Annotated in this window: 12 protein-coding genes; 8 read left to right on the top strand and 4 right to left on the bottom strand. The window is 55.6% G+C overall.

Translation table 11 applies throughout. The features are described 5' to 3' along the window. Positions 1–17 precede the first annotated feature (17 nt). From B1C80_RS06905 to B1C80_RS06880, 6 genes are all read left to right on the top strand, one after another. A complete protein-coding gene (locus B1C80_RS06905; protein ID WP_077920334.1) occupies positions 18–3,680 on the top strand; it encodes a cytochrome D1 domain-containing protein in 3,663 nt (1,220 codons plus the stop codon). Between the two features lie 102 nt (positions 3,681–3,782). Next, on the top strand, positions 3,783–3,989 hold the full coding sequence (locus B1C80_RS06900; RefSeq protein ID WP_077920333.1) for a DUF2158 domain-containing protein: 207 nt from the start codon (positions 3,783–3,785) through the stop codon (positions 3,987–3,989). Positions 3,990–4,606: 617 nt separating this feature from the next. Then, a complete protein-coding gene (locus B1C80_RS06895) occupies positions 4,607–7,300 on the top strand; it encodes a DUF5686 and carboxypeptidase regulatory-like domain-containing protein (protein ID WP_077920332.1) in 2,694 nt (897 codons plus the stop codon). 126 nt (positions 7,301–7,426) lie between these two features. Continuing rightward, the gene (locus B1C80_RS06890) at positions 7,427–8,512 is read left to right on the top strand and encodes a glycoside hydrolase family 5 protein (RefSeq protein ID WP_077920331.1); all 1,086 of its coding nucleotides are present in this window, start codon (positions 7,427–7,429) and stop codon (positions 8,510–8,512) included. A gap of 111 nt (positions 8,513–8,623) precedes the next feature. Beyond that, positions 8,624–9,544 carry a metallophosphoesterase gene (locus tag B1C80_RS06885; protein ID WP_077920330.1) on the top strand — a complete coding sequence of 307 codons (921 nt, stop codon included), beginning with the start codon at positions 8,624–8,626 and terminating at the stop codon, positions 9,542–9,544. A 40-nt stretch (positions 9,545–9,584) separates the two neighbouring features. Further along, a complete protein-coding gene (locus B1C80_RS06880) occupies positions 9,585–10,079 on the top strand; it encodes an MOSC domain-containing protein (protein ID WP_077920329.1) in 495 nt (164 codons plus the stop codon). Between the two features lie 15 nt (positions 10,080–10,094). Here the strand turns inward: B1C80_RS06880 and B1C80_RS06875 are convergent, their stop codons facing one another. The 4 genes from B1C80_RS06875 to msrA all read right to left on the bottom strand — a co-directional run bounded on the left by B1C80_RS06875 (position 10,095) and on the right by msrA (position 13,717). After that, a complete protein-coding gene (locus B1C80_RS06875) occupies positions 10,095–10,865 on the bottom strand; it encodes a hypothetical protein (protein WP_077920328.1) in 771 nt (256 codons plus the stop codon). A gap of 148 nt (positions 10,866–11,013) precedes the next feature. Continuing rightward, the gene (locus B1C80_RS06870) at positions 11,014–11,679 is read right to left on the bottom strand and encodes an HAD family phosphatase (RefSeq protein WP_077920327.1); all 666 of its coding nucleotides are present in this window, start codon (positions 11,677–11,679) and stop codon (positions 11,014–11,016) included. 81 nt (positions 11,680–11,760) lie between these two features. After that, complete coding sequence (locus tag B1C80_RS06865) at positions 11,761–12,969, bottom strand: MFS transporter (protein ID WP_077920326.1); 1,209 nt, start codon at positions 12,967–12,969, stop codon at positions 11,761–11,763. Positions 12,970–13,054: 85 nt separating this feature from the next. Next, positions 13,055–13,717 (bottom strand): peptide-methionine (S)-S-oxide reductase MsrA, encoded by a 663-nt coding sequence (gene msrA, locus B1C80_RS06860; RefSeq protein ID WP_077920325.1) that lies wholly within the window; start codon positions 13,715–13,717, stop codon positions 13,055–13,057. A gap of 89 nt (positions 13,718–13,806) precedes the next feature. Here msrA and B1C80_RS06855 point away from each other — a divergent pair, with 89 nt between their 5' ends. Together B1C80_RS06855 and B1C80_RS06850 are read left to right on the top strand one after the other, a co-directional pair. Next, positions 13,807–14,655 carry an AraC family transcriptional regulator gene (locus B1C80_RS06855; RefSeq protein ID WP_077920324.1) on the top strand — a complete coding sequence of 283 codons (849 nt, stop codon included), beginning with the start codon at positions 13,807–13,809 and terminating at the stop codon, positions 14,653–14,655. A gap of 638 nt (positions 14,656–15,293) precedes the next feature. Beyond that, positions 15,294–15,929, top strand: coding sequence for a hypothetical protein (locus tag B1C80_RS06850; RefSeq protein WP_077920323.1), 636 nt, complete (start codon positions 15,294–15,296; stop codon positions 15,927–15,929). Positions 15,930–16,331 lie beyond the last annotated feature (402 nt).

Genomic DNA, 16,331 nt, shown 5'->3' with positions numbered 1-16,331 from the left:
ACCCTGTTTATTCCTATATGACCCGTTATCTGATTTGCACGCTGCTTGTCGTAGGTACGATGATGGGCTACGCCCAAAAACCACAGCTGGTCGTACCAATTGGGCACACAAATCATGTCTTCTCGGTGGCTCTCTCGTCTGATGGGCGCTACGCCCTGTCGGGCTCATATGATAAAACTGTCAAGCTCTGGGAAGTAGAAACAGGGCGGGAGGTTCGCACCTTTACGGGGCATGCGGATCAGGTCGTCTCCGTAGCCCTGTCACCCGATGGTCGCTATGCGTTGTCTGGGTCATGGGACAATACCATCAAGCTCTGGGACATAGCAAGTGGTCAGGAAATCCGCACGTTTCGAGAGCGTTCCAGTATTGTCAGATCAGTGGCCTTCTCGCCCGATGGGCGCTACATTCTGTCGGGGTCGAAGGATAAGACACTTAAGCTTTGGGAGGTGCAATCGGGCCGGAAAGTTCGCACGTTCAAAGGGCACACGGATCAGGTTTACTCAGTGGCCTTCTCGCCCGATGGCAACTATGTGTTATCGGGGTCATTGGACAAGACCCTAAAGTTTTGGAATTTAAAGACAGGCCGGGCAGTTCGCACCTTCACCGGGCATACGGATCATGTTTACTCAGTGGCTTTCTCGCCCGATGGTCGCTATGCCCTGTCAGGGGCATCGGACAACACACTCAAACTTTGGGATATACAGACGGGTCAGGAAATTCGCACGTTTCGAGGGCATTCCAGTATTGTCAGATCAGTGACTTTCTCACCCGATGGTCACTATGCGCTGTCGGGGTCATGGGATAACACGCTGGGGCTCTGGGATATTGAGTCAGGGCAACAACTTCGCGCACTCAGGGGGCATATAGATCATGTTGAATCTGTGGCTTTCTCGCCCGATGGTCGCCATGCGCTGTCGGGATCATCGGATAACACCCTCAGGCTCTGGGATGTGCCAATGCGGAGGCAAGTTCGCATTTTCAGAGGGCATACGAATATGGTCGAATCGGTCGTCTTCTCGCCCGATGGTCAGTTCCTGTTAATGGGTGATGCGAAGGGCGGAGCTTACAGTCGGCAGTCAAATGAGAGAGATAATACGCTCAAACTCTGGGATGTGCAGACGGGTCAGTTCCTGCGCACCTTCACCGGGCATACGAATGCCGTTCATTCCGTAGCCATCTCGTCCGATGGGCGCTACGCCCTGTCGGGTTCATATGATGAAACTGTCAAGCTATGGGAAGTAGAAACAGGGCGGGACGTTCGTACCCTCACCGGGCACACGGCTCAGGTTTACTCAGCAGCCATCTCGCCCGATGGGCGCTATGCCCTGTCAGGGGCATCGGACAACACACTCAAACTTTGGGATATACAGACGGGCCAGCCAGTTCACTCCTTTACCGGGCATACGAATGGCGTCAGAACAGTGACGATCTCGTCCGATGGTCGCTATGCGCTGTCGGGGTCACATGACAAGTCTGTCAAGCTGTGGGATATGCAAACTCGGCAGGAGGTTCGCACCTTCACCGGGCATACAAATATGGTTATATCGGTAGCCTTCTCGCCTGACAGTCGCTATGTACTGTCAGGGTCGGCGGATAACACGCTCAAGCTGTGGGATACGCAGACGGGCCAACCCGTTCGTACCTTTAAAGGGCATACAGGTATGGTCAAATCGGTGGCCTTCTCACCAGATAGCCGTTATCTGTTGTCGGGATCAGCGGATAACACGCTCAAGCTGTGGGATACGCAGACAGGCCAACCCGTTCGCACCTTCAGGGGGCATACGGATCAGGTTGAAACAGTAGCCTTTTCGCCCGACAGTCGCTTTATCGTTTCTGGATCCTGGGATACCACCACCAAACTCTGGAACATCGCTACCGGCGACGAAATAGCTACGCTGATCGCTGTTGACTATACCGATTGGGTCGTGACGACCCCCACCGGCCTGTTCGACGCTTCGCCAGTGGCTATGAAGCTACTGCACTATGTGGTCAACGATTCTACCGACCATCAGGAACCCTGGAAAATAGTTGAACTCGACCAGCTTAAACGACGCTACTATCAGCCCGGTCTACTGCCTATTCTGATGGGCTACAGCAAAAACCCGTTGCGGGAAGTAGACACGCTTATTCAGGTGCCGCTGCCCCCCACTATTCGTCTGAGTCTTCAGGGGAGTCTATTGCATGTGCAGCTACAGAACCGCAATGGCGGCATCGGCAAGGTCTCGGTGTTCATCGAGGGCGTCGAAGCGGTGAACGATCTAAGGACCACATCTTCCCCTAAACCCCATCCCCAAACCCTGTCGCTTACCCTGGATCTGTCGCGCTTTCAGAATCGGTTAGACACGGCCAACGTCATTAGTGTTATCGCCAACAACGGTGAAAACTGGATTCGTAGTCGTCCCGAACGAGTTGTCTATCGTCCGACAGTTTTGTCTAAAGGTGTGGTGGCATCAGAAACCGCCAATAATACATCCCACCCAACCCCTCGGCTGATGGCCGTGGTTGCCGGCACCTCCAACGTGGGGCTGCGCTATGCCCACAAAGATGCCGAACAGATCGCTAACGGGCTGCGCCTGTCAGCGGGCGAACTGTTGGGAGCGGCCAATGTGTCGATTTCACTGCTGACCAGCTATACCAATGGCCCGCAACAAACGAGTCGACAGCAACTGATCGAAGCCCTGAAAGCAGCGCAAACCCTAAGCCTGGACGATATTTTTGTGCTGTATCTGTCGGGGCATGGTGTGAACTACCGTAATCCTGACCAGACCGAGCCTGATTTATACTACCTGACTGCTGGCGCCACCTCAACGGATAGCGAATATCTGAACGATCGGTTTACTCGGGAGCACTACACCCTGTCGAGCGGGGAAATCGCTGACTACTTAAATCAGATTCCAGCCAAAAAGAAGGTAGTTATTCTGGACGTGTGCGCGGCCGGTCGGGGCGCCGAGAAGATACTGACGATGGCCCGCGACGTCCCAGCGAGTCAAAAACGAGCGTTGGATGATTTGTACGAACGCACCAATATGTATGTGCTGGCGGGGTCTGCGGCCGATGCTGTGAGTTATGAAGCGAGTGTGTATGGGCAGGGTCTGCTGACCTATGCTCTGTTGCAGGGCATGAGGGGAGCTTCACTGCGGCAGGAGGGCGTGGACAAATTTCTGGACGTAGAAGGTTGGCTGGGCCATGCTGTCAAGGTGGTTCCCCAACTGGCTCGGGGCTTGGGTGGTATTCAGAAACCTTTCTTTCGGCCTAAGAATCTTGACAACTCTGTGAACCGGGGCAAGGTCTCGGCAACCTTCGATGTGGGGAAGGTGACACCCGCCGTTCAGGGGCAGATTCAACTTGCTAATCCCAAGCCCGTGTTGGTGGTCGAGGGGTTTCTTGACAACGCGCGCCTACGCGATGTGCTGGATCTGAGTAACCAGGTGCGTACTGCCCTCATTGATCTCAGTGCCCGTGGAGCCGACGCGCCAGTGGCTTATGTAGAAGCCAAAGACTATCCGGGTGCTTATGTTATTAGTGGCCTCTACACGGTGCAGGGTGATGGTATCACTGTTAAAGGTGTAGTGTCTCAGGGCGAGAAAGAGGTTGTTTTTGCTGCATCGGGCAGTAAAGCCAATCTCCTGGCCCTGGCCGAGCAAATTCTGACCAGGGCGCAGGCAGTGGTCAAGCCTTGAAAAAGTGTAAAGCGTATGTATGTAGGCTTTGTGTGATTGCTCTAACGACAACATTTAGTTTGTAGCTTCGCGCTTCATCCATGCATTTTTCAACCCGACCTAATGGAACAAATTACAATTGGCAGCGTCGTTAAACTTAAATCTGGCAGTCCGCAAATGACAGTCACGGGTTATGGGAAAAAATACGGAGACGGTTCCATCCTGAAAACGCTTGTGGAGGACAAAGAACAGGTGAAATGTCAATGGTTTGATTCGTCAGGCACGTTATTGAGCGATGTTTTCCCGATTGCGGCATTGACAGTCGAGTGACCCATCTGATCCTTCGTGAGGGGGCTTCCCGTCAGTCGAAGCCCACTCATGCGGAAAGTGATAGCCAACCAGGCGTACGCATGTAGCGGTGGTATTGATGAGCTGTCTGGCTAGTTAGGTAAAGCCCATCGACCTCCGGGGCCGCTGGGTGAACGGTCCAGAGTATTCCGTTCACTCCCAGGTTGCGGCTGACTGGCGTCTCTACGCCCTTGGGTACAGCGTTCGGTCGTTTGGACGCATCGGGCCAAACGCTCCCGTTTCAGACGAAGCGGGCTTCTACGCCCAGCCCTCCCCACCGGGTTCGCCCGCGAGCCAACCCGGCCGAATTCTTAAATTACCTTAACGGATATCCCGTACTAGTCGGGTCGTTGTAATTTGGCGGCCTGTCCATTCTGGTGCTGCCCGGCTGCGGCTGTCAACGCCGTATACGTTCCGGCGAGAAAAGGATAGAAACAGGCCCATGATCGACTACTGGCTGCCCGTCATGCCGGACGCAGCGGGGTAAAAGCGGTCAATCCGGCCAAAAATCAGCTATTTATGGCGCGAAGAATGGCCTTCTTTCGTTCCTTCACTACCTTAGACTACCGATCACACCTACCCACTTCGCCGTTTTGTTCATGAAACCATTCTTGCTGCTTGGCCTCTTTATTCTTACTTCACTAGCTGCCCTAGCCCAGTCAGGGCTGAGGGGTACGGTAAAAAACGCAAAGGGAGACGCCTTACCCTACGCGGCTATTATTGTCAAAGGTAGTGCCGCTACCGATCGTTCGCAGGGGACGATCACCAACGACGAAGGGCGCTATGAACTGGCGCTGACGCCGGGGCAGTACGCCGTTACCTTTCAGTACCTGGGCTTCCAGGCCGTTCAGAAAACGGTAGAGATTACCAACGGCTTCCAGACTATCGATGTGGTACTGGAAGAGCAGGCCTTCCGGCTGGCCGAAGTGCAGGCCAAAGCCGGCAACGAAGACCCGGCCTATACCATCATGCGCCGGGCCATTGCCAAAAGCCGGTTCCACCAGTTGCAGGTGCAGCAGTTTACGGCCCGTAACTACGGAAAAGCGTCGTTTGTGGTGCTGAAGCTGCCGGCCATCGCCAATATGTTCAAGAAACAGCTGGCCGAGGCCGAACGTGAAGCTAACTTTAAAGTAGGTCGACCGATCCTGTACGAGACCGTGTCGGAGGTGACGTTCCGGCAGCCGGCTTCCTACAAACGGCGGATCATTGCATCCCGGAATTCGCAGATTGATCAGGTCGTGCCGGCTTCGTTTTACTTGGGCTCTTTCTACGCGCCCAAGATAGCCGGTTGTGTGTCGCCCCTGTCGCCGAGTGCGTTTGCGTATTACAAATTTGAATACGAGGGGACCTTCCGCGAACCGGGTCCGAACGGGCAGGAGATCGAAATCAGTAAGATTCGGGTTATTCCGCGCTCCTGGGGCGAAGGCGTTTTTCGGGGGGTGATTTACATCATCGAGAACACCTGGGCCATGCATAGTTTTCAGCTGGAATACCGCAGCAGTCAGGGCTTCACGACCAACACCCGCGCCACGCTCTCGCCCATCAAGAACGTATGGGTGCCGGTGAACTTCCGGTTCGAGAGCAAAGGCAGCTTCTTTGGGGTTGACTTTACGGCCCAGGGTGCCATCAGCCAGACCTATAATCAGCTGACCGTTAACCCGGCCTTCGTGGACGATGTGCCAGTCATCGACGAGAAAAAAGAGAAGCCGGCTTCGGTGCTGAGCCAGCGCGATATCAAAGGGCAGTCGTTCGAGCAGACCGTGAAGAAACAGAAAGAGCTGACCACGAAGAACTTCAAACAGCTCATCAAGGAATACGAAAAGCAGCAGTTTAAGGAGCGGAAGCGGAAGGGCGACGATGTGCAGGTGGTGCGGAACGACTCGACGGCTATCGATTCGCTGGCGGGTAAGCGCTCCACGGCTTTCTGGGATTCGATCCGGGCGGTGCCGCTGACCACGGCCGAAATAACGAGCTACGCCAAAAACGATAGCCTGCGGATCACCCGCGAGGTGAAAATGAAAGCCGACAGCATCAAAGGCAAAAAGAAGGACAAGTTCTCGCCGGTCGGTTTTGTCCTGTCTGGCTCTACCTTCCGGCTGGGGCCCCGCACGCGGCTGGTCTGGACGAGTCCGGTATCCAACATCGAGTACAATACCGTGGAGGGCTACGCCATCGAGGGTGGCCTGCGGCTGAACCAGCTGGCCAGCAAGGCCGACTCGCTCAAAACGCCGACTGTGTTCCGATCCACACCGCGCTGGTACGTGCGGGCCGTGGGGCGCTATCAGTTTGGACCCCGGGCGCTGGTCGGCTACGGACAAACGGGGGTGCGGTTTGCGAAAGGCAGTCTGGATGCCTCGGGCGGGCGGTATTTTTACCAGTTTAACCCGGCCAACCCGATCAGTCCAATTTTGAACGGCCTGACGACGCTGGTGTTCGAACAGAATTTCATGAAGCTGTACGCCAAGGATTTTGCGAAGCTGCGGGGCGACGTGCGGACGCTGAACGACCGGCTCTCGCTGGCGGGAAGTTTCGAATACGCCCAACGCAGCGAGCTGGCCAACTTTAAAGAATCGATCAGACCGTGGATCGACTGGAAGAACCGCACCTTTACGCCCAACCGCCCCGATAACGTCGAGGTGGCTACTACCAGCTTCCCGACCCACAACGCCCTCACGCTCGATCTGTGGGGCCATCTTAACCTGGGAACGATTCGGTACCGGGTGCGCAACGGGGTTCGGTACCGGCTGGTCGATGACGAAGCCCCCGTGCTGAGCCTGAACTACCGGCGTGGCCTGGGCGACGTAGATTATGATTTTCTGCAGGTCTCGGCCCGGCAGTCGCTTGAGACGGGTATCCGCAGCCGACTCAGCTACGCGGTATCGGCCGGGGCATTCGTGCAGGATCGGAAGCTGTTTTTCCCGGACTTCAAGCACTTCATGGGCAACGAATTCTGGTTCCAGCAAGGCGACCCGGTAACGGTGTTCCGCATGTTGCCGTATTACCGCTACAGCACTGCCAACCGCTTTGCCGAAGCCCACGTGTTCGGCGAGTTCCGGAAGTTCATCCTCACCCAGGTGACCGTACTGCGGCTGCTCGACCTGCGCGAGAACCTGTTTGTCAACTACCTGACCACCCCGTCGCTGAAGAACTATACCGAAGTGGGGTACGGGCTAAACGGGCTTGTTCCTAAAATTCTACCGTTTTTTCGGGTAGAGGTCATCGGGCAGTTTCAGGATGGGGCCTACAAAGGGCTGGGCTACCGGCTGGGTACTACGCTCAACTTCGGGCGCTAGCGCGGGCGCATACTGCCATTGGGCCAACTTTTACCGAAACGGCGGGTTACAGTATTACCCGTCGGCATATCACAGCGTCTTTGGCTGGGCGGGCTGCCGGCAGGGCATCTTATCCACGTTTCCGTTATGCATCGTCGTTCCTTTATCCAAACCTCGCTCTCGGCGGCAGCTGGCCTTAGTCAGCTGAGCCTGGCGGTACCCATGGCTCTCCCCGAACCAACACCCAACAAACTACCCCGCTGGCGCGGCTTCAACCTGCTCGAAAAGTTCGTAGCCGGCAACACCGGGCCCACGCCAGCCGGGCCGTATCAGGAGCGCGACTTCGACATGATTGCCAACTGGGGGTTCAATTTTGTGCGGCTGCCCATGTCGTACCACTGCTGGGCCACCCCCGATCCGGCCCACTGGACCGAGCTCAACGAAAAGGTGCTGAAAGAGATCGACGAAGCCGTAGCCTTCGGGCGGCAGTACAAGATTCATGTTAACCTGAACCTGCACCGGATTCCGGGCTATTGCGTGAACCCACCCGCCGAGCCACTCGATCTGTGGACCGATGAGCGGGCGCTCGAAGCCGCCGTTTTTCACTGGAAACACCTGGCTGAACGCTACAAAGGCCTGCCCAACCGGGAGGTTTCCTTCGACCTCATCAACGAACCTACCACCGACGAAGCCAACTACCTGCGGGTGGTGCGGGCGCTGGTCGAAGGGATTCGCTCGGTTGATCCGGACCGGCTGATCATTGCCGATGGGCTGCAATACGGCAACCAGCCTGTTTTCAAGCTGGCCGACTTGAGGGTGGGGCAAAGTACCCGGGGGTATCTGCCCATGAACGTCAGCCATTACAAAGCCGAGTGGGTGCCCATGCTGAAAGATACGCCCCCGCCTACCTGGCCGGCCCAGTGGATGAACACCACCTGGAGTGCCGATTCGTTGCGGAAGATCGCGATCGAGCCCTGGCAGAAACTGCAGAAGCAGGGCGTGGGTGTACATGTGGGCGAGTGGGGCTGCTACAACAAAACCCCCCATGACGTGGCACTGCGCTGGATGGAAGACCAGCTCAAACTCTGGAAACAGGCCGGCTGGGGCTGGTCGCTCTGGAACTTCCGGGGCGCGTTTGGTATCCTCGACAGCGACCGGACCGACATCGAGTACAAGCGCTACAAGGGCATGAAGCTCGACGAGAAAATGCTGGCGCTACTCCGCCGGTATTGACCGGATGTGAACAAGGACGCTGTTGCCTACACGATTCGCTAACAAAAGGGTAAAGTCGGCGTAACGGGCAAGGGTCGGCAAGTCTGTACTTTTGGCAAACCATCATGACGCATGAATCGTCGCGACGTTGTCAAACGAGTTAGTACGGGCCTGGCCGCCCTTTCGACCCCTCACCTTGTTTCTGCCCGGCCCGTTGCGGCCCCCAAGCGCCGACTCCTGCGCATTGCTCACCTGACCGATGTTCACATGCAGCCCGTCATTGGCGCGGCCAAAGGGTTTGAGCGGTGCCTGCACCACCTCCAGGAGTTGCCCGATCGGCCTGACCTGATCCTGAACGGGGGCGACGCCATCATGGAAGCCCACGGCCGCAGCCAGGAGAGCGTTAAACGCCAGTGGAGCCTCTACAACAAGGTGCTGACGAATGAAAATGCCCTGCCGGTACTCAGCTGCATCGGTAACCATGACATCTGGTGCCATCAGGATCGGAACGGGTCGTTTTTGTCGGGGCGGCAGTGGGCCATGGATGAGCTGCGGCTGACCCGGCGTTATTACAGCCTGAACCGCAACGGCTGGCAGATCATCGTGCTGGACAGCGTACAGCCCAAAGCCGATGGCAGCTGGTATACCGCCCACCTCGACGAGGAACAGTACACCTGGCTCGAAGCCGAACTGAAAGCCACCCCCGCCAGTACGCCCATCCTGATCGTATCGCACGTGCCCATCCTGGCCGCCTGTGTGTTCTTCGACGGCAAACGCTTCGAGGGCGACCACTGGAACGTGCCGTCGCGCTGGATGCACAGCGATACCGTTCGACTAACGGGACTCTTCAACCAGTATCCGAACGTGAAAGCGGCCCTGAGCGGTCATATTCACCTCACCGACCGGGTCGACTATAACGGCGTTTCGTACTACTGCAACGGCGCCGTGAGCGGAGCCTGGTGGTTTGGCCGGTATCATCATACATCCGCCGGGTACGCACTGGTCGATTTGTACGACGACGGCTCGGTCGAGAACCGCTACCTCAGCTATTAGGTTATCTCTTTGTCTGGTTCATCCGGGCGCAGAGACACGTATGCAAAATATCAAAGACCTGTTTGAGGTATTTCCGCGCGCCGGTCGGGTGGAGTGGATCGGTATTCGGCCCGAGCGCCGGGGCGCGGTCAGTGTCGTCGAGTCGGTCGAGGTATCCACGAAAGGGGGGCTGGCCGGCGATCACTACAGCGGGCAGAGCGGGAACCGCCATGTTACCCTGATCCAGGCCGAACACCTACCGGTGGTGGCGGCTCTCACGGGGCGCGATGCTCTCGATCCGGCCCTGCTGCGTCGGAATCTGGTTATATCGGGCATAAACCTGCTGGCCCTGAAAGACCACCGGCTCCAGTTCGGAGACCCGGCCAGCGGGGGGGTAGTACTCCAGATCACCGGCCAGTGTCATCCCTGTTCCAAGATGGAGACGGCGCTCGGTCCCGGTGGGTATAACGCCATGCGGGGCCACGGCGGGCTGACGGCTAAAGTCATTCAGGGCGGAACGATCGGAGCCGGCGATCCGGTTGTCGTGCTGCACTGACCGGGTTGGGGCTGGCTACTGGCGGGGCGCGTCGGGGTCGGCCCGCAGGCGGCTGGGGCGGTTAAACCCGTAGCGGAAGCGGTTGCGAAGTTGCTGCAGGGTGTTGATCAGATCGTAGTCCGAGGCCTTGAGCAGGAACTCGTCGTCCAGATCGCAGAAGTCGTAGAACCGGTCGATGTCATCGCCTTTGAGGTCGGTCGCCTGATCGACCAGCAGCCGGAACCGTTCGAGCGCCAGCGCATGCCGACGGTCCTGCTGCATGATATAATACGCCTTGCGGTCTGACTTGGGCCGTTTGCCAAACAGTTCATAAATCAGGGTGACGCCCGCGCCATCGGCCAGCCGGTCGAAAGCCTGTTCGCCCGTTACTTTTCGGGACGCGGTGGGCTCGGCCAGCACCTGCTGAATCTCGCGTTTTACCTCTTCATACCGCTTGGCCGTTACGGTTACCTCGGCCAGATCGACCACCCGATAGGGCATGGGCGGCAACGATTTGGCCACAATGGTCGGGTTGTCCGAGCCGTCGTACCGGATGGCGGTGCGGTTGTAGAGCTGGCTGTTCAGGATGAGCGAATCGCCGGGCTGGATGGTTAGAAAAAAACGACCGGCTGCGTTGGTTCGGGCCCGCTGGCGGGTGCGCTGGTTGATGACCGTTGCCCGGTCAACCCCCTTTTGCGTCGTTTGATCGATGACCGTTCCGATCACGTATTTCCCCTGTGCCCACAAGTCAGTCAAACTGCAGAGGGCAACGGCCAGTACCAGGAAAAAACGGCTCGGATGCGACATAGCTAAAACGGGTCAGAACCAGCTGGCTGGTGAGCAGTGGCAAGATAGGAAGTTGCCGCACGATTCACTACCCAACTGGTTCTGAATAACAGTTCCGTAAAACTACAAGTTTCGGAGCAGGGCCCCGACAAACGGACGTTAAAAAAACTTAAGACGCTACCCCGTACAGGCGCTGTAGCCGATCGATGTCCATGTCGGTAAAGTCGTGGATACTGTCGTCGACAAAAGACCGCAGATCGTCGAACGAGAGGGTAGTGGCTACGCCCACCACCTGCGCCCCCGCAGCCCGGGCCGCCTGAATGCCGGTCATGGAGTCTTCGAACACCACGCTATCGGCCGGATCGACGCCGAGTTGCTGCATGGCTTTCTGGTAAATTTCCGGGTCCGGTTTGGGATGGCTGACCATGCTTTCGTTCAGAAGGGCATCGAAATAAGGCCGCAGCTCAAGCGTGTCGATGACCAGCTCCAGATTCTCGATCGGGGCAGACGTGGCTACGGCGGTACGGATCCCGGCCGCTTTCAGGGCTTTCAGAAAGTCGACCAGACCGGCAACGGGGGTGATGACCGGGCGGTACAGCTCCCGAAACAGGGCTTCTTTTTCGTTGCCGAGCCGGAGTACCTCGTCGGGCGTCAGGGTTTGGTTGGCAAACAGATGGGCAACGATATGGGTGTTGTGCTTACCGGACACATGCTCCACGAAGTCGGCGTCGCTTAGGGTTTTCCCGTTGCGCTGGTAGTACTCACGCCAGGCAATGCGGTGGTGCGGATTGGTATCCACAATCACCCCGTCCATATCAAAAATAACTGCTTTCATGCACTATAACTGAGTAAGAGAAGAAGCGAACGCAGGGACACTAACCGCCCCAGGGCGGGGTTCCGTTGTCTGTTCGTCGGGTTAAAACAGGTTTACGAGTCGGGCCAGGCCCGCCGAAATCAGGAGCATCAGTGCCACAAAGCCCAGCCCGAAATAAAGGCCGAACCCTTCGGCAATGAAGCCAACCAGCGGTGGGCCTGCCAGAAAACCGATGAAGCTAAACGTGGCAAAGGTAGCCAGACCAGCCGCGGGCGGAATACCCGGTACCCGTAGGGCAGCCGCGTACAGGACCGGTGCCCCCAGCGAACAGCCTGCCCCCAGCAGCCCGAAACCCAGCAGCGCCGTGGTCGGGTAGGGCAGCGCGATGGCGATAACCAGGCCCAGCGCGGCCAGCACGCCACCGATCTGCAGCCAGCGTTTGCCGCCAATTTTCGGGATGATGGCATCGCCCAGAAAACGGAATCCGGTCATGGTGAGCGAGAAGCTGGCAAAACCCAGGGCGGCAATCTGACTGCTGGCTCCCAGGGTTTCGCGCAGGTAGACGGCGCTCCAGTCGAAAGCGGCTCCTTCGCCCATGGCTAGGGCCAGCCCGATGAGGATCATCAGCAGCAGGTCGAAGGTCGGCATAACGAAGGAGGAGCCCGCCTTCTCGCCGGTTTCGGTGCGGCTGCTGGACGGAATCCGGGCCAGCATGGGCTGTATCAGAAACGTAGCCAGCAGGATCAGCACCGATACTACCATGATATGAACCGGGGGCGGTACGTGCAGGGCTATTACGGCTCCCGCAATACCCGAACCCAGCAGGCCACCGAGGCTCCACATGCCGTGACAGGACGACATGATCACGCTGCCCTGGTGGCGTTCCAGGTTGGTGGCGCTGGTGTTCATGGCCACGTTGATGAGCGCTGCGGCCAGCCCGACCAGGAACAGGCCAATGGTCAACACGAGCGTATTGGGCGCGTTAATCGGGATGCACATGGAGATAGCCAGCCCGACCGCCGACCAGAAACAGGACCGCGCTTCGCCAAGCCGGCCAATGATTCGGCCTGTCAGCGGGTTCATCACCAGCAAACCGGCGGGCATGGCAAACAGAACCAGGCCCAGCTCGGCTTCCGATAAACTTAGCTTCTGTTTTACGTATGGAATGTGAGAAACCCAGCTGCCGAACAGCAGGCTGTCTGACGCAAAGACCAACCCAACGGCCAGCGCCTGTCGGTTCGTGAAGAACGACAGTACATTTCGAACGAGTAGGTTTAGGTGTGATTTGTTGAGCGTTACCGGTGTATTCATGCTGCAAAAATAGCCGGTGGTAGCCGGCTATTCTGTGTTTTTATTATCCGCTGCTGATGCTGTATTGTCTTTTTGATGCCGCTAATTAGCGATTCATTGTTAACGACGTATTATTTTTAAGCCGTCCGGCCATTGCTTTGCGGAGCTTTTCGACCTTGGGCAGCGATACCCGCTGGATGTACGGCTGATCAGGATGCAGGGCGAAATAGTTCTGGTGATAATTCTCGGCGGGGTAGAAAGCCTGAAACGCCACTACTTCAGTGACCACCTTGCCCGAATAATGGCCCGAGTCGTTGACCCGTTTGATGGCGGCCAGGATTTCGGCCTTCTCGGCGGGGGTGCGGTAAAACGCGACGGACCGGTAATCGCGGCCAACGTCCGGTCCCTGGCGGTTGAGGGTCGTGGGGTCATGGCCGGCAAAAAAAGCGTCGAGCAGCTGGGCGTAGCTGATGACTTTGGGATCGTAGTAAACCTGTACCGATTCGGCATGGCCGGTCCGGTCGGTGCCTACCTGTTTGTAGGTTGGGTTTTTGACCGAGCCGCCCGAATAACCGGAGACGACCTCGCGCACGCCTTTGAGCTGGTCCATTCCCTCTTCGAGTGCCCAGAAGCAGCCGCCCGCCAAGGTGGCTACGGCTTCGCCGGGTTTCGGCGCGGGTAATTTGGCGAAGGCGTAATCGGTAGATTGACCCTGAGCCAGACCGGCCAGCGTGATCAGACTCAGTAAGCAAAGAAGGATTCGGTTCATGGTGTTTTATGAATGAGCAAGCTGTTGATCTATAAACGTTATAAAGCGAAAAGCGGTTTCCCTCCAAACGGCCTGTTTCGCTGGTCCTTATGAAACTCCAGTTCGAAAAAATAGAACCCGAAGCCGGGAGTTCGTTTCGGGTTATTCACAGTACCGAAGCCGAGCCGTGCTGGGTGTACTGGCACTACCACCCCGAGTATGAAATTGTCTACATTCCGGTGGGCAGCGGCCAGCGACGCATCGGCACAAGTCATTCCCGCTACGAAGCCGGCGAGCTGGTATTCATTGGCCCCAATCTGCCTCACCTGAACTTCAGCTACGGAACCGAGGGGCAGTACGAGGAGATCGTTGTGCAGATGCGCGAGGATTTTATGGGCGAGCACTTTCTGCAAAAACCGGAGCTGGCTCAGGTCCGCCGTCTGTTTGAACGGTCGCATTCGGGACTGCTCTTCGGCGATGAAACCCGGCAGCGCGTTGGCCCCTTATTGACCCAGCTGCCCCAGCAGCCCCCTTTCGAACGAATGCTGAGTCTGCTGCGGGTGTTGCACTACCTGGCCGACGCTACTGATGTAGAGCCGCTTCACGCCGACGGGGTTCGCTTCGACCTGAACCCAAAGGAAAAAGAGCGCATCAACCGGGTTTGTCAGTACGTCGAGCAGCATTATGCCGAAGACCTGGACATCCGGGCGGTGGCGGACCTGGCCAGCCTGACCGTACCGGCTTTTTGTCGGTATTTCAAGCGGATGACCCACCAGACGTTTACCGATTTCCTGAACGAATACCGGATCAGCCAGGCCCGGCGACTGCTGCATTCGGCGCGCACGGTGGCCGACATTGGCCTGTCGGTTGGGTTCAACAATCTCTCGCATTTCAACAAGACCTTCCGGAGCGTGACGGGCCAGACGCCGAGCGCGTACCGGCGTGCCCTGGCTGGCTAAACCACCGTTGCCTAAAAACGCCCAACTGCCCACGTATGATCTTTTTGAAATGTGTCAGTAACTCCCTTTCTTTGGCAAGAGTCATTATAAGCGTAGTTGTTACTGCTTACACTTACTATTAATTTGTTAGTAATCAATAGATTAATAGTGAGTGGTGTTGCGTACAATACTATGTTGGGTGATGCACCAAAAAATAATGCTCGTTTGTGGGCTTACGTGCGACCGTCAGCGTGTGCAAAAGGCGGGCAGTTTGGTTCGTTAGGCGATCTTCGGTCGACACGAGAAACACCCCAGTTATGAGAATCAAAAAGTGGGTTTGCTACGTAGCGTGCGACAAGTTAGCCGCCCCGACAAACGTGTTTTGAACTTCGCGCCCTGAGTAAAATTGGTCAGCTAAGCTTCGCAAGTTGGTTTTGAATGAAAGGTACGCTGTTTTTACCCTGCCGAGCGACAAGGAACCTGTCTCTTTGCAAATTGCATAAATGCCTAGTAATCGACTGTTTATATGCCGTTAAATAAAGTGGCGGCTTGTCAGCATTATACTTTTATTAATTGTACTTATGTTGAAAGTAAATTGTACAGAATGCACAAGTAGCATACTCGTCCGAACACACTAAGCTTTGTAAGTATTATTATCTATGGGAAAGGCAATTATTTGGCCCTCTGTTTGGCTTTTGATTACGGCTGTAAGTATATGGTTTGGTCAGGAAGGGGTTAAGAAGGTATTTTATGATAATACTGCAAGGCTGGGTCTAATTACGAATCTAGTATCATCCGCCGTTTTTCTGCCAATGATATTTGTTCTTCTCAAGCCCAAGATACTCATATCCTCCTATATTATGGAGACAGATAAAGATTCAAGATTCCCCAATCAAGCCGTTTTCTCATTTAAAATTATAAATAGTTCTATTTTTTTTAAGGCTTTTGATGTCAACCTAAACCTATGGTCTGTAACTGAGGAAGTCGCTAGCGGCAAAAACGATATAGTTATTCAAGACGTACCACTTGTAAGGAGCGATCTATTTTACATTGAGTCTGTTATCAAGGGGTGTAGCCTAGTAGATAAAAATTCCCCCTGCGCCTGTATTTTCACAACAACGACGGACATTAGACCTTTAGTTGCTCAAAGAAACCAATATTTACAACTACAAGTTATAGTTCGGCATGGTCTTAGTGGTCTTTCTGGTGTGTTTACAAAAAAGTACTATAAACCCTCTAAGTATATAATGAAAGGTGAGTTTAAACATGGATTATCTTTATCACCTGACATTTAATAAATTTTAATAAAATAAATTTTGCCAGTTATAATTAACATTTTACCTTAGTTATAGGTTTTCACTGTAACAACGTTAACCAAAAACAAATGCGAGACATCCGAATCTAATCATGTTCTATCTGTTTTACAGACAGTTATGTACACTAATCGGGGCTCCTATTGAAATGGGAGCCCCTTTTGGCTATTTATATAGCCGACAAACAAAGCCGCTTGATCAACAACAATCCAACAGCTTCGCGCTCGGTCTAAAATCGGATTGGTGCGTTGTTGTCTTCTTCGCGTCTGTCTTTGTTCCGGCGACAGGATGCACGTCCCGAGGTTAGAATGACAGCTCAACCAAACGAGTGTGTAAAGGTTTAGGTACATGTGTTCAGTGAAGTTCTTCGCTCACCTTCAACAC

Origin of the sequence: Spirosoma sp. 209, assembly GCF_002006735.1 — a bacterium.
Taxonomy (GTDB): domain Bacteria; phylum Bacteroidota; class Bacteroidia; order Cytophagales; family Spirosomataceae; genus Spirosoma; species Spirosoma sordidisoli.
The sequence above is the reverse complement of the archived record's forward strand: the minus strand, read 5'-3'. Positions and strand labels throughout refer to the sequence as shown.

What these genes read in the sequence shown, in the direction of transcription:
- B1C80_RS06895 (WP_077920332.1), top strand. Translation starts at nt 4,607, where the DNA reads ATGAAACCATTCTTGCTGCTTGGCCTCTTTATTCTTACTTCACTAGCT.
- B1C80_RS06900 (WP_077920333.1), top strand. Translation starts at nt 3,783, where the DNA reads ATGGAACAAATTACAATTGGCAGCGTCGTTAAACTTAAATCTGGCAGT.
- B1C80_RS06905 (WP_077920334.1), top strand. Translation starts at nt 18, where the DNA reads ATGACCCGTTATCTGATTTGCACGCTGCTTGTCGTAGGTACGATGATG.
- B1C80_RS06855 (WP_077920324.1), top strand. Translation starts at nt 13,807, where the DNA reads ATGAAACTCCAGTTCGAAAAAATAGAACCCGAAGCCGGGAGTTCGTTT.
- B1C80_RS06865 (WP_077920326.1), bottom strand. Translation starts at nt 12,969, where the DNA reads ATGAATACACCGGTAACGCTCAACAAATCACACCTAAACCTACTCGTT.
- B1C80_RS06870 (WP_077920327.1), bottom strand. Translation starts at nt 11,679, where the DNA reads ATGAAAGCAGTTATTTTTGATATGGACGGGGTGATTGTGGATACCAAT.
- msrA (WP_077920325.1), bottom strand. Translation starts at nt 13,717, where the DNA reads ATGAACCGAATCCTTCTTTGCTTACTGAGTCTGATCACGCTGGCCGGT.
- B1C80_RS06850 (WP_077920323.1), top strand. Translation starts at nt 15,294, where the DNA reads ATGGGAAAGGCAATTATTTGGCCCTCTGTTTGGCTTTTGATTACGGCT.
- B1C80_RS06890 (WP_077920331.1), top strand. Translation starts at nt 7,427, where the DNA reads ATGCATCGTCGTTCCTTTATCCAAACCTCGCTCTCGGCGGCAGCTGGC.
- B1C80_RS06885 (WP_077920330.1), top strand. Translation starts at nt 8,624, where the DNA reads ATGAATCGTCGCGACGTTGTCAAACGAGTTAGTACGGGCCTGGCCGCC.
- B1C80_RS06875 (WP_077920328.1), bottom strand. Translation starts at nt 10,865, where the DNA reads ATGTCGCATCCGAGCCGTTTTTTCCTGGTACTGGCCGTTGCCCTCTGC.
- B1C80_RS06880 (WP_077920329.1), top strand. Translation starts at nt 9,585, where the DNA reads ATGCAAAATATCAAAGACCTGTTTGAGGTATTTCCGCGCGCCGGTCGG.